We start from the raw sequence: 12395 nt of genomic DNA on the forward strand, positions 1-12395 counted from the left end.
AAAATCATTCCGCTTAGTATTGTTTCGAGAAAATGGATGATCAATTACAAAGTGCCATCCTTAATAAAAAAGATGGCACTTTGTATTAATCCTTAAGAAACATAGTTTTTTTCTACAACAGATGCACAACGCGGACATAAGTCTGGGTGGTTGGAATTTTCTCCAATGCTATGGGAAGAAACCCAGCAACGTTCACACTTTTCACCTGTATGTTTCGTCACTTCCACGTATACATGATCATAATTTTTAGTCTTTTCAGCTTCATCTTTTACTTCAGCTTCAGAAACAATTAATAGTTGATGAAGATCCTGAATATCTTGTAAAACTTCTTTCGTTTGACTATCTTTTGGAACAATGGTGATCTTAGCCTCTAGTGATTTACCGATAATCTTCTCATTCCGAGCTTCTTCAAGAGCTTTTAGAACATCATCACGTACGTTCACAAAGTGATCCCATTTTTCAATGAGCTTCTTATCTACTTTATCTTCAGCCACTGGCATATCCGTCAACTGAACACTGTGCGCTTCTGTTTCCGGAATAAACTTCCACGCTTCGTCTGTAGTATGCGGAAGAATTGGAGACATAAGCTTCACAAGTGACGTTAAAATCTTGTAATAAACGGTTTGAATACTACGGCGATGCGGATGATCCTGCCCCTCGATATAAAGAATGTCTTTGGCAAAATCAAGATAGAAAGAACTTAAATCAATGGTACAGAAGTTATGAACCTTATTGTACACCGTCGAAAATTCATAGGTCTCATACGCTTTATGAACATCACTAACTAATGTGTTTAGACGATGAAGCATGTACTGATCCACCTCTTGTAGATCTTGATCTGCAACACTATCAGTTTTTGGATCGAAATCATGTAAATTCCCCAATACGAAACGGAACGTATTACGGATTTTCCGATAAACCTCAGCTACTTGTTTTAAAATATCATCAGAAATTCGTACATCTGATTGATAATCAGATGATGACACCCATAGACGAATGATATCAGCACCAAGTTGTTTCATTATCTTGTCAGGAACCATTACATTCCCTAATGATTTACTCATTTTTCGTCCATTTCCGTCTAAGGCAAATCCATGGCTCAAAATCCCTTTGAAAGGTGCTTTACCAGTAACAGCAACAGCTGTAGATAAGGAAGAGTTAAACCAGCCACGATATTGGTCTGAACCTTCAAGATATAAATCTGCCGGTCTTACTAAATCCTCTCTCTGATGAAGAACTCCTTGGTGGGTTGATCCTGAATCAAACCACACATCCATAATGTCCATTTCTTTCGTAAATTCACCATTTGGACTGTGATCAGATTGGAACCCTTCTGGAAGTAAATCTTTAGCTTCTCGCTCAAACCACACATTCGAACCATGCTCTCGGAAAAGTCCTGCAATATGATCAATGGTCTCGTCCGTTATGATTGGTGTGTCATCTTCTCCATAAATTACCGGAATAGGAACACCCCAAGTACGCTGACGTGAGATACACCAATCTTGACGATCACGAACCATATTATAAAGGCGAGTCTCTCCCCATTTTGGAGTCCACTCAACTCTTTGAATCTCTTCTAGCAACTCTTCACGAAAATCTTTAATCGATGCAAACCACTGATCCGTAGCACGGAAAATAGTTGGCTTTTTCGTTCTCCAATCATGTGGATAAGAGTGCGTTATGAATTCTAGGTGCTCCAACGCATTAGCCTCTTTTAAGTCATCAGTAATAGCTTTGTTCGCTTTATCATAGAATGAACCTTCATAACCAGGCGCTTCATCTGTGAAAACACCTTTATTATCAACTGGGCAAAGAACCTCAAGTCCATACTGCTGTCCTACCCAGAAGTCATCCTCCCCGTGTCCCGGAGCCGTGTGAACACATCCTGTACCTCCATCTACTGTGACATGATCCCCTAGTATTACTAGAGACTCACGATCATAAAGAGGATGTTTCGCCGTTATACGTTCTGCTTCTTTTCCTTTAAACACCTTGGTGACTTCATAATCAGACCACTCTAATGCTGTAGCCACATCTTCAAGTAAATCCTGAGCTACAATAAACTTCTCCTGGTCAACTTGAACAACAGCATAATCATAACCTGGGTTCAAAGCAATCGCTAAGTTTGCCGGAATCGTCCAAGGCGTTGTCGTCCAAATAATAAACTTTTCTCCTCCGTCAAGAAGATCTTTTCCATCTTTCACTTCAAAACTTACGTAGATAGAAGGTGAGCGCTTATCTTGATATTCAATTTCTGCTTCCGCTAAGGCAGACTCTGAAGATGGTGACCAAAATACAGGCTTCAACCCTTTATAAATGTAGCCTTTTTTAGCCATATCTCCAAAAACCTTAATTTGTTCCGCTTCAAAATCTTTATTTAGCGTGATGTATGGATTATCCCAGTCCCCGCGGACACCCATTCGTTTAAATTCATTACGTTGATTATCCAACTGTCCTAGGGCATATTCCGCACATTTTTCACGAAATTCAGCCAGACTCATCTTCTTACGATCAACTTTTTTCTTAGCTAATGCCGATTCAATCGGAAGTCCGTGCGTATCCCATCCCGGTACATATGGTGCATGGTAGCCAGCCATCGACTTATAACGAACGATAAAGTCTTTCAATGTTTTATTTAAAGCATGCCCCATATGAAGACTTCCATTTGCATAAGGAGGACCATCATGTAAGACAAACAAAGGGCGGCCCTTCGTCCGTTCTTGTACTTGATGATAAATAGCTTCATTTTCCCAATCCTTTTGCATATCTGGTTCACGATTTGGTAAATTTCCACGCATCGGAAATTCAGTCTTCGGCATTAATAACGTATCTTTATAGTTCATTTAAAATCCTCCTCTAAATTCTATATAAAAAGACCTCCCCATCCCCTATAAGGGACGAGAAGGTCTCGCGTTACCACCCTAATCAATTAGCTAATAAACTAATTCACTCATCTTATTCGTATCGTGAATGATTCGGCTACACTTACTCTACGTTCAACATAGCTGCTCCAGGGGGATTTTCCAACAAAGATTAGCTTCGGTCTTTCACCATCACCGAATCGCTTGTAACTGTCCAACTCTTAGTGTACTTTCCCTATCAACGCTTATACAAATATTCATATATATTTATGAATTATATGTAATTTTACTGATTTAGTCAAGATTTATTTTTAGCATACTTTTCTTCAGAGTCTTGTTCTTCATCAACTTCCTCATCCGTTTCTTCTACGTGAGGTATTTTTGTGTCCAGTAAATGATCCCAATCATCATTATCGATCATATCGATCTGAGCTTCTACAAGCATTCGAAGTCTCATTTTGAAAACTTTTGCCTGTTTTTTCATTTCTTCAACTTCAATGGAAATTCGACGGGAAGTAGCTAAGGCTTCATTAATAATACGGTCTGCATTTTTCTCTGCTTCTTTTACGATAAGCTTAGCTTCCTTTGAAGCACTTGCTTTTACGTCTTCTGCGGTTTCTTGAGCAACAAGGATAGATTTATTCAAAGTCGTCTCAATATTATTAAAATGACCTACTCGCTCATTTAACTGTTCCACTTCACGTTCTAATTCTTTCTTTTTCCTCAGCACAATTTCATAATCCTTGATTACCTGGTCGAGGAATTCATTGACTTCATCCTCATCATAACCTCTAAACCCACGGGTGAACTCCTTGTTATGAATATCTAATGGTGTTAAAGACACACCAGCCACCTCCTCTTAATTCTCATGCAAAATTCCAATAGTATTAATTTCGTCATAAAGGCCAAAGATTCCTGCTATAACTTTTGATTTAATTTAATTTAGCAACAGTCACTCTATATTTATCTTTTCGAGTCGTGCCGTGTATTTCCTTTAAGCAACTTCTTCCCTTTCCACGAACCGATAATAAATCCCCTGCTTCCATTTGAAAGGATGGATTTTCTACTGATCTAAAATTCACTTTCACATGTCCAGCCTCAATAAACATGGATGCTTTTTTTCTAGAAACATTGTAAACTTCTTTAATCAAAACATCTAACCGAAGAGAAGATAAAGTCGTATCTCTTACTAGCCATGACTCGTTACTCGTTAAGATTTGTGATAAGGGCTTTTCTTCAAACTGAACATTTGCTTTTCTTACACTTGTAAAATTCATTCTTATGTAGTCAGAGATTTCAGTAGCAACAACAATATGAATGACTCCGTCTTGAACGATAAGATCACCTAGCTTTTCACGTTTAATCCCGAGTGACATAAATGAACCTAGCACATCTCGATGTTCTAAACTCATAAATTTCTCTGGAAAAGATGCTTCTAATAGAACAATAGAAAAATCCTGGTGTTCTATCATTTCGTATTCAGGTGCGACGATCGCTCTTTTGCGCTCGGAATTATCTCCCCCTCCATACATTTCCCACTTTAAATCAAGTTGGGATCCCATAATGTTTGAAAAGATATATTGTTCTCTGGGATTTAAAAAGTCCGTTTCTTTTCTTTCAAAACGCATCTCTACATCGGTTTGTATAGATAAGACTTGATCAATAAACGGACGTTCTTCTTCCCTGAAATGCTGATAAATTTCCATCGTCTGTCTCCCATCTGAAGCACGTAAATAAACGATCTTTTTGAAAAAGATGCCTATGTTAAAGCTTCACCGATGATATTAATATATATAAACAACACCTTCCATGTCTACGGATTAGCTTCTTCTATTCCATAATCACCTCAGATTATGGAAGACTCAGCTTAGAGACATTCCGGTGGTTTCCGTTATCAAAGGATGGCGTTTGAAGGTCCGGGAAGTCACTCGCTTTCCGTGGGCATATGGTGAGCTTCCTCAGGCTACGCCCTGCGGGATCTCACCGATCATGTTCATCCCATCTCTTACATCTTATAAGGACGAGGGCTACATCCGTTCATCAATCCTATCGGCGTTATCCAGCTCCGCGCCAAGCGGCTAGTGAGACTTCCTTCGCTTCTGTACGATAAGTCAACATCGAATCACGATATTCTTCGTGTTTCCGTTATCTCCGACAGTCCAGTCCAAACGCCGCTGACCAAGGGCGCCTCCGCTTTTAAAAGTGGAGTCTCGCAATTTCCTGTACCTTCTTGCTTTCTTAAGGAGAACGGAAGCATCGTGTGGGGCGGGCTTTGCTTTATTCTATAGAATAGGTAAACGTATTCTCCTATGCCGGGGTTCGTTCATGTCCATATCGAATGGGGGGCTTTGAAACGACCGAGGAGGCTTGGCCAGTCCCCCGCAGGAAAGCGAGTTGTTGCAAAGCCGCCCTATCCCTTATACAGTAACGAACCCCTATGATCTCGGAATCTAGTCTTCAACCAATACTGCCCTCTAACGGAATAAGCTCAGCTCATCACTTAGTAAATTTTCATAGTCATAACTTATCATACGTCGCCTCTCTTGATAACAGAAAGCTATCTACAATCATCTTATTGACTGTAAGATCATCAAAGTTGTGATTTCGCTTATATTATCAAAGCGTTTGTTCAATTAGGCCAATAGCATCATGATCATTTAACATAGCAAAAAAGAAAAAAAGAACAGATAAGAGGCCGATTGCTTCTAATCTGTTCTCTTTTTTTAAGAAGTAACGATCATTCGAAAGAGTTCCTGCAACCCTGAAGCTGCAAAACGCAAAACTAAAATCGCTACGATTGGGGAAATGTCTATCATACCTAACGGAGGGATAATCTTACGAAACGGCTCCAAAAAAGGTTCAGCAAGTTTTGCAAGAACTTCCCCAAATTTTGATTCTCTGGCTCCTGGAAACCACGATAGTAAAATATAAATGATCAGGATCCAACTATACATGTTTAAAGCTGTAAATAAAATATTAAAAAGAAATGCCATCAGTTACCACCTTCTGTTTGTATCATCTTCTTCAGTCATAAGCATTTCAGAAATCGATCCTGAAATTTCAACATTTTCTGGTGTACAGAGAAAAGTTTGAGAACCTAGTTTCTGAATATCGCCACCTATAGCATAAACCGTTCCACTTAAAAAATCCACAATTCTCTTTGCTTGGCTATGATCTACCCGTTGTAAATTAATAACAACGGCTTTACGATTCACCAGTTGATCAGCAATTTCTTGGGCTTCATTGTAATTTTTAGGTTCATTAAGTACCATTTTGGAGGAGTTTTTCGCACTTTTCAAACTGACAACATTATTATGATCCGAATGTTGATTGTTTCTCTGAGTTGGGGGTGCTTCTTCTTGTCTTTCTTCCGCCGATTCCTCGTCGAGATACTCGTATTCATCCTCTAATGTAAAAAATGACTTAAATTTGTTTTTCATACTCATCCTGTTCACCTCAATTTGTATTTATTACCCTACTAAACTAGTACCAACTCTAATGTGAGTGGCTCCTTCTTCAATAGCAATTCGATAATCATTACTCATCCCCATCGAAAGTGATTCACAAGGGGCGTGTGGTAGATGTTTATCACGTACAATATCTCTTATAGCCCTTAGTTTTCTAAAGATTGCTCGTAACTCTTCCTCATTTTCAACGAGAGGGGCCATTGTCATCAAACCAACAACTTGTACCTTTTCATAGTTCTGTAAAGACTCAATAAAACCCTCAACGTCCTCTGGATCTAATCCTTGTTTCGACTCTTCCCCACTAACGTTAACTTGTACAAAACAAGGAGTAATGGTTTCTGATCTCTTGTTAATTTCTTTAGCTAAAGATTTTCGATCAAGTGAATGAATATAATCCACTTTGTTGATTACATCTTTCACCTTTCGGGATTGAAGTGAACCAATGAAGTGCCATGTAGCCTTGTCCCCTATAGATTCATACTTCTCGAAAAACTGCTCATTACGGTTTTCCCCCAAGTTAGATATTCCTGCCTCTACAGCTTCCTTTGCCCGATCAATCGAAACGTATTTCGTAACACCGATAATAGTAATATCATTAGGATTTCGGTCAAATTTGTCACATGCTTTTTGAATGATTTGCTTCATTTCGGCAAGTTTATTTGCAACGGTCATATGTACCCTCCTTACTCAACCTTTCCGACCAATATAAGCAAGCATTCTTCCCGTTTGCCCATGGTCACGTCGATGGGAGAAAAACGATGCTTCTTCTTCATAAGTACAAAAATTAGTAATTTCAATGTTCTCGCTTAAAATTCCGGAATCAATGGCTATTAGTTTATTTAACTCTTTTAAGTCTAGATTAAACTTATTAGTCGAAGTCTTTTGGCTGACTAGTGGTCGGTAAACATCCGAAATATGGTCGATCACATGTTGGTCAACTTCATAATGCTTTTGACTAATACAAGGTCCTATTGTTAAGAAGATTGCTTCTGGTTTTACATTCCATTCAATTAGGCTGTCAACCATCTTCTTTGCCATCTCATTGACTGAACCTTTCCACCCAGCATGAGCGATGCCTAGCCAGCCACTCTCAGGTTCAATAAAAAATAACGGAACGCAATCTGCATAAAAGGCAGTGAGAAGAATATCGGTCTCCTTGGTAATTAAACCATCTACTCCACTTACGGCTTCTTTGTGGTGAAAAGCTCCCTTTCCTTTGTATGCAGGTGTAACGACTTTTACACTCGTTCCGTGCACTTGCTCTCCCATTACCCAATCATCCATTGGGAATTGAAGTTCATTCGCTACAGATTTTCGGTTTTGTAAAACTTTGTTAGATTCATCCGATACGTGAAGTCCCATATTTAAAGACGCAAACGGAACATCACTATATCCGTCATCTCTGCTTGTCATTCCAGCAACTACATCAAACTGATTAAAACAAGAAAATTGCTTAGATGACTTGATTTGGAAGGGTTCGGTCATGCTAACACCTCAATTTCCCTTCATTTTACCACATTATTCACCTTTTTTCCTATCATATTCATATGATTCGAACTTTTGGTCACCAGTTTTTCCACTAAATCCATTTTTTCTCACTAATATTACATCTGCTCCAATATTAACTATTTGGTTCCAAGGAATCACCATTTCTTCATCCTTCCCAAATAGTCCCATTGCTTTACCTTTTAGAGTCAACACTAATCCTTTTAAATGACCACGCTGACTATCAATGTCTAAATCGGTAATATATCCTAACCTTTCCCCTGTTTCCATTGCAATAACATCTTTAACTTGTAATTCTGAGATTTTCATTTGAGATCCCTCCTTCGTTTAAGTATATGCACAAAGTTTCTAACCATCTCAAATCATAAAAAAACACCACTGAATAGTCAGTGGTGTTTCTACATATTATTGAAACATAGAGGAGTTCATTTCTTTTATTGCAGCCTTTTCTAATCGGGAAACTTGAGCTTGGGAAATACCAATCTCTTCGGCTACTTCCATTTGGGTTTTTCCTTGAAAGAAACGTTTCGTCAAAATCATTTTTTCACGATCATTTAATTTCTTCATACCTTCCCTTAAAGAAAGCTCATCCAACCATATCGAGTCCTTTTCACGATCATCCTTCAATTGATCCACTACAAATATAGGGTCTCCTCCATCATTATAAATAGGTTCAAATAATGATACAGGATCTTGAATCGCATCCATAGCAAATACTACATCTTCATGTGGTATCCCCATTTTTTCTGCAATTTCATGAGGTGCAGGATCTTTAGACGTTTCACTAATCATTTTTTCACGCATCTGTAAGGCTTTGTATGCCGTATCCCTTAACGACCTGGACACTCGAATCGGATTATTATCACGTAAGTACCTTCTTATTTCTCCGATAATCATGGGAACAGCATAAGTCGAAAATTTCACGTTATGACCTAAGTCAAAGTTATCAATGGACTTCATCAAACCAATACAACCTACTTGAAACAAATCATCACCATATTCACCACGGTTATTAAAACGTTGAATCACTGATAGAACGAGACGTAAATTTCCATTTACTAATACTTCTCTCGCCTCAAGTTCGCCTGATTGTAACTTTTGAAACAGAATTCTCATTTCTTTATTCTTAAGTACAGGAAGCTTTGATGTATCTACACCACAAATTTCTACTTTATGACGTGTCAATGTAAGACCCTCCCAACAAGCTGTAATGCATTTTCAGTATTTCCTTGGGAGGGAAAAATATGCACATCGGTTTGCTAAAAAATTACACCATTTTATCAAATTCTCTCTGTAAACGACGAATGATTTTCTTCTCAAGCCTTGATATATATGATTGTGAAATACCTAACATATCAGCAACATCTTTTTGTGTTTTTTCTTTTTTTCCAATTAATCCGAACCGTAATTCCATAATTTCTTTTTCTCGATCGTTTAATTGTTCCAGTGCGGACAACAATAATTTTTTGTCTACTTTTTTCTCCATACCTTTAGTAATTAGATCTTCTTCGGTGCCCAAAATATCTGATAGCAAAAGTTCATTTCCGTCCCAATCGACATTTAACGGTTCATCAAAGGAAACTTCGGTCTTTAACTTGTTACTTTTTCTTAAATGCATCAATATTTCGTTTTCGATACATCTAGAAGCATAAGTCGCTAATTTAATTTTTTTCTCAAGATCAAAGGTATTGACAGCCTTAATTAACCCAATCGTTCCTATACTAATTAAGTCTTCAATGTTCAACCCCGTATTTTCAAACTTTCGAGCAATATAAACAACTAATCTCAAGTTCCGCTCAATAAGCATAGCTCTCGCTGCTTTATCTCCTTTAGGCAATCGTTCGAGTAAATCTCTTTCTTCCTCTCGAGATAAAGGTGGCGGAAGAGCTTCACTTCCACCAATGTAATAAATTTCTTTTTGTTTAATTCCTAATTTAATGGCAATTTTATATAGCCAGAACTTTAACTTAAACGACAACTTCATAACAAGCTTCCCCCTTTACTAGGCAGAAATTCCTTTAATTGCAGCATGTGGATGAATTAAGATTTGATACATTTGATCGTAGGTTAAGTCATGTTCTTGAATTCCTACCAATGGTTGTTTAATAAATAACTCCCCATCACTTGTATATACTGTTATAGAATCCACTAAAAACGTAACCATAAGCTGACCTGCAGAACCTGCACCTTGATAGGGGATAATGTGTACAGAAGACCTATAAGGTTCAGGCAATTGATCAATCTCGTCTAATACTCGATCACATTGAAGTTTATCTAATTCTTCGGAAGTGAAAAATTGTTTCCAAAAATGGTGGTCAGCTAAGAAAACCATTTTCTTGCTGATAGGATCAAAAAGATGATTGCCGCTATCTACTAAGCCTGTACACATTACAGATTTTTCTTTAAAAACAACCTTAACACTATATAAATCTTCAACCTTCAGACGATGAGCATTAACCTGCTCCATTCTCCACTTCGTAAAGAACCAAGAAGCGGGAAACCCAATGCATACAAAAATCCAGCTAATTGGATCTCCAAAACCTGTGGAATAAGTAATTATTTCTCCGCCATTTACTTGGATATGACTATTTAAAAAGAAATGCATACCTACCATTGTTCCTCCTATCGCAAAAGTTACAAAATAGAAGGTAACCCACTGAATCAACGATGACCGAATTGACACAAATGAAAAAGCAACAAAAATAATAAGTAATGAAAAGCAGCCTTTTCCTATGGTTGTAGTGAGCCAAGAGTCGGGTTGAAGTATGGATATGGGTACAATACATGAAGCCACAGCAGCAGCAATCAAAATTCTAATATTTGATGTTTTTGCACGAGTCAACCCTTGGGTTAAATAAAGAATCATTCCATCCATAAGTAGGTTAAGCGTCCAAACGGCATCTAAATAAATCCTTCCCCACCTCTCTTTTGTATATATAAATTAGTATAATTCCAGAGGGGTGAAAAGTCTGTCAGAACTTGATTTTGATCCAAGCTATTTTTGTTATAACCTGTCTTTTTCAAAAAAAGCCAAAAAATTTGCTATCCAGAAGGTAAGTAGTTAAGCGTATTAACCTGCTGAGCAATTTGGATACTCCATATTTTTTGCGATATCACGGTTCTTTTAGTTTTAATAGTAATCTGAAATCCAACCTTCATTTTCATCTGTGATATAAACATTAGATTGACCAAATGAGCAAGATGGAGAACCTCTGCTCATTTTAAGCGAATGAACCGACTACTCTCCTTGCACTGTGACACGTTTTTCTGCAAAAGTCCCTCAACTGCCCATACAATCTTCTAGCCCATACAAAAAAAGCAGTTCAGTTAAGGGGTACAAATTGCGTGTTTGTACTCCAAAACTGAACTACTCATTCAAAAGGATAGAGGCTTTTAAACCAATATAATTTAATTATCGACGTCTATTGCGATTTCTTAGGAATGTCGGAATATCAAGTGTATCTTCTTCTTGAGCACCCGTTGGTTTAGATTGTGCTGGTTCACGACGTGCTTGCGGCTGTTCTTCTCGCGGACGTTCCACAGGGTTAGATTTCGTTTGATTTGCGGAACTTTGACGAGGCTTTTGTTTACCTTGTGCAATTTGAGCTTCATCAAAACCTGTTGCGATAACAGTAACAACGATTTCATCTTTAAGGTTTTCATTGATCACTGAACCAAAGATAACATTAACTTCTTGGTCAGCTGCTGATGTAACAATATCAGCAGCCTCTTGTACTTCATAAAGACTTAAGTTTGATCCACCACTGATATTCATTAGAACACCATGGGCACCATCAATTGAAGTTTCAAGTAGTGGGGAGGATATCGCTTTTTTAGCCGCTTCTGCTGCACGACTTTCTCCGGTAGCGATACCAATGCCCATTAAAGCAGATCCTTTGTCCACCATAATGGTCTTAACATCGGCAAAGTCAACGTTAATTAGTCCTGGAACAGCAATAAGGTCAGAGATACCTTGGACACCTTGACGAAGGACGTTATCTGCTTCACGAAACGCTTCAAGCATTGGTGTATTTTTATCAACGATTTCTAGCAGACGATCATTTGGAATAACAATTAATGTATCAACACTGCCTTTAAGGCTATCAGTTCCCGAAGCTGCTTGAGTAGAACGCTTCTTACCTTCAAAAGTAAACGGACGTGTTACCACACCGACAGTTAATGCACCAAGTTCTTTGGCAACATTTGCAATTACTGGAGCAGCACCAGTTCCAGTTCCACCGCCCATTCCGGCTGTTACAAAGACCATGTCTGCACCATGTAAAGCTTCTTCTAGCTGTTCTTTACTTTCTTCTGCAGCTTTGCGACCGACCTCAGGATTCGCACCAGCACCCAATCCTCGAGTCAGTTTGCCTCCAATCTGCATCTTGACTTCAGCTTTAGATAAATTCAATGCTTGGGCATCCGTGTTTACAGCAATAAATTCTACGCCCTGTACTCCGTGTTCTATCATTCGGTTAACGGCATTACTGCCTCCACCGCCAACACCTATTACTTTAATTGTCGCTAACTGATCCATGCTTGTATCAAAATCTAACATCAT

The 12395-nt window shown here is 38.3% G+C and carries 12 protein-coding genes and 1 other annotated feature; all 12 genes read right to left on the minus strand.

Annotated features, from left to right (window positions below):
* Window positions 1-92: 92 nt before the first annotated feature.
* Window positions 93-2843: an isoleucine--tRNA ligase gene (ileS, locus tag ACFQIC_RS05365; RefSeq protein WP_204707888.1), complete on the minus strand. Its 2751-nt coding sequence runs from the start codon at window positions 2841-2843 to the stop codon at window positions 93-95.
* A gap of 47 nt (window positions 2844-2890) precedes the next feature.
* Window positions 2891-3112, minus strand: a binding site (T-box leader).
* Between the two features lie 47 nt (window positions 3113-3159).
* Entirely contained in the window at window positions 3160-3705 is a 546-nt protein-coding gene (locus ACFQIC_RS05370) for a DivIVA domain-containing protein (RefSeq protein ID WP_204707889.1), read from the minus strand.
* A gap of 88 nt (window positions 3706-3793) precedes the next feature.
* Entirely contained in the window at window positions 3794-4567 is a 774-nt protein-coding gene (locus ACFQIC_RS05375; RefSeq protein WP_204707890.1) for a YlmH family RNA-binding protein, read from the minus strand.
* Window positions 4568-5584: 1017 nt separating this feature from the next.
* The gene (locus tag ACFQIC_RS05380; protein WP_204707891.1) at window positions 5585-5854 is read right to left on the minus strand and encodes a YggT family protein; all 270 of its coding nucleotides are present in this window, start codon (window positions 5852-5854) and stop codon (window positions 5585-5587) included.
* Between the two features lie 3 nt (window positions 5855-5857).
* Window positions 5858-6307, minus strand: a complete 450-nt coding sequence (locus ACFQIC_RS05385; protein WP_204707892.1) for a cell division protein SepF — start codon at window positions 6305-6307, stop codon at window positions 5858-5860.
* A 24-nt stretch (window positions 6308-6331) separates the two neighbouring features.
* Window positions 6332-7000, minus strand: coding sequence for a YggS family pyridoxal phosphate-dependent enzyme (locus ACFQIC_RS05390; RefSeq protein ID WP_204707893.1), 669 nt, complete (start codon window positions 6998-7000; stop codon window positions 6332-6334).
* A gap of 15 nt (window positions 7001-7015) precedes the next feature.
* Complete coding sequence (gene pgeF, locus ACFQIC_RS05395; RefSeq protein WP_204707894.1) at window positions 7016-7813, minus strand: peptidoglycan editing factor PgeF; 798 nt, start codon at window positions 7811-7813, stop codon at window positions 7016-7018.
* A 33-nt stretch (window positions 7814-7846) separates the two neighbouring features.
* On the minus strand, window positions 7847-8143 hold the full coding sequence (locus ACFQIC_RS05400; RefSeq protein WP_204707895.1) for a YlmC/YmxH family sporulation protein: 297 nt from the start codon (window positions 8141-8143) through the stop codon (window positions 7847-7849).
* Window positions 8144-8239: 96 nt separating this feature from the next.
* Window positions 8240-9019, minus strand: coding sequence for an RNA polymerase sporulation sigma factor SigG (gene sigG / locus ACFQIC_RS05405; RefSeq protein ID WP_204707896.1), 780 nt, complete (start codon window positions 9017-9019; stop codon window positions 8240-8242).
* 82 nt (window positions 9020-9101) lie between these two features.
* Window positions 9102-9818: an RNA polymerase sporulation sigma factor SigE gene (gene sigE / locus ACFQIC_RS05410; protein WP_204707897.1), complete on the minus strand. Its 717-nt coding sequence runs from the start codon at window positions 9816-9818 to the stop codon at window positions 9102-9104.
* 18 nt (window positions 9819-9836) lie between these two features.
* Complete coding sequence (gene spoIIGA / locus ACFQIC_RS05415; protein ID WP_390216991.1) at window positions 9837-10772, minus strand: sigma-E processing peptidase SpoIIGA; 936 nt, start codon at window positions 10770-10772, stop codon at window positions 9837-9839.
* Between the two features lie 474 nt (window positions 10773-11246).
* On the minus strand, window positions 11247-12392 hold the full coding sequence (gene ftsZ / locus ACFQIC_RS05420) for a cell division protein FtsZ (RefSeq protein ID WP_204707899.1): 1146 nt from the start codon (window positions 12390-12392) through the stop codon (window positions 11247-11249).
* Window positions 12393-12395: the final 3 nt, after the last annotated feature.

Origin of the sequence: Halobacillus seohaensis (genome assembly GCF_042663045.1) — a bacterium.
Taxonomy (GTDB): Bacteria; Bacillota; Bacilli; order Bacillales; family Halobacillaceae; genus Halobacillus_A; species Halobacillus_A seohaensis.

What these genes read in the sequence shown, in the direction of transcription:
- pgeF (WP_204707894.1), bottom strand. Translation starts at nt 7,813, where the DNA reads ATGACCGAACCCTTCCAAATCAAGTCATCTAAGCAATTTTCTTGTTTT.
- ACFQIC_RS05385 (WP_204707892.1), bottom strand. Translation starts at nt 6,307, where the DNA reads ATGAGTATGAAAAACAAATTTAAGTCATTTTTTACATTAGAGGATGAA.
- ftsZ (WP_204707899.1), bottom strand. Translation starts at nt 12,392, where the DNA reads ATGTTAGATTTTGATACAAGCATGGATCAGTTAGCGACAATTAAAGTA.
- ACFQIC_RS05400 (WP_204707895.1), bottom strand. Translation starts at nt 8,143, where the DNA reads ATGAAAATCTCAGAATTACAAGTTAAAGATGTTATTGCAATGGAAACA.
- ACFQIC_RS05390 (WP_204707893.1), bottom strand. Translation starts at nt 7,000, where the DNA reads ATGACCGTTGCAAATAAACTTGCCGAAATGAAGCAAATCATTCAAAAA.
- ACFQIC_RS05375 (WP_204707890.1), bottom strand. Translation starts at nt 4,567, where the DNA reads ATGGAAATTTATCAGCATTTCAGGGAAGAAGAACGTCCGTTTATTGAT.
- ileS (WP_204707888.1), bottom strand. Translation starts at nt 2,843, where the DNA reads ATGAACTATAAAGATACGTTATTAATGCCGAAGACTGAATTTCCGATG.
- sigE (WP_204707897.1), bottom strand. Translation starts at nt 9,818, where the DNA reads ATGAAGTTGTCGTTTAAGTTAAAGTTCTGGCTATATAAAATTGCCATT.
- ACFQIC_RS05380 (WP_204707891.1), bottom strand. Translation starts at nt 5,854, where the DNA reads ATGGCATTTCTTTTTAATATTTTATTTACAGCTTTAAACATGTATAGT.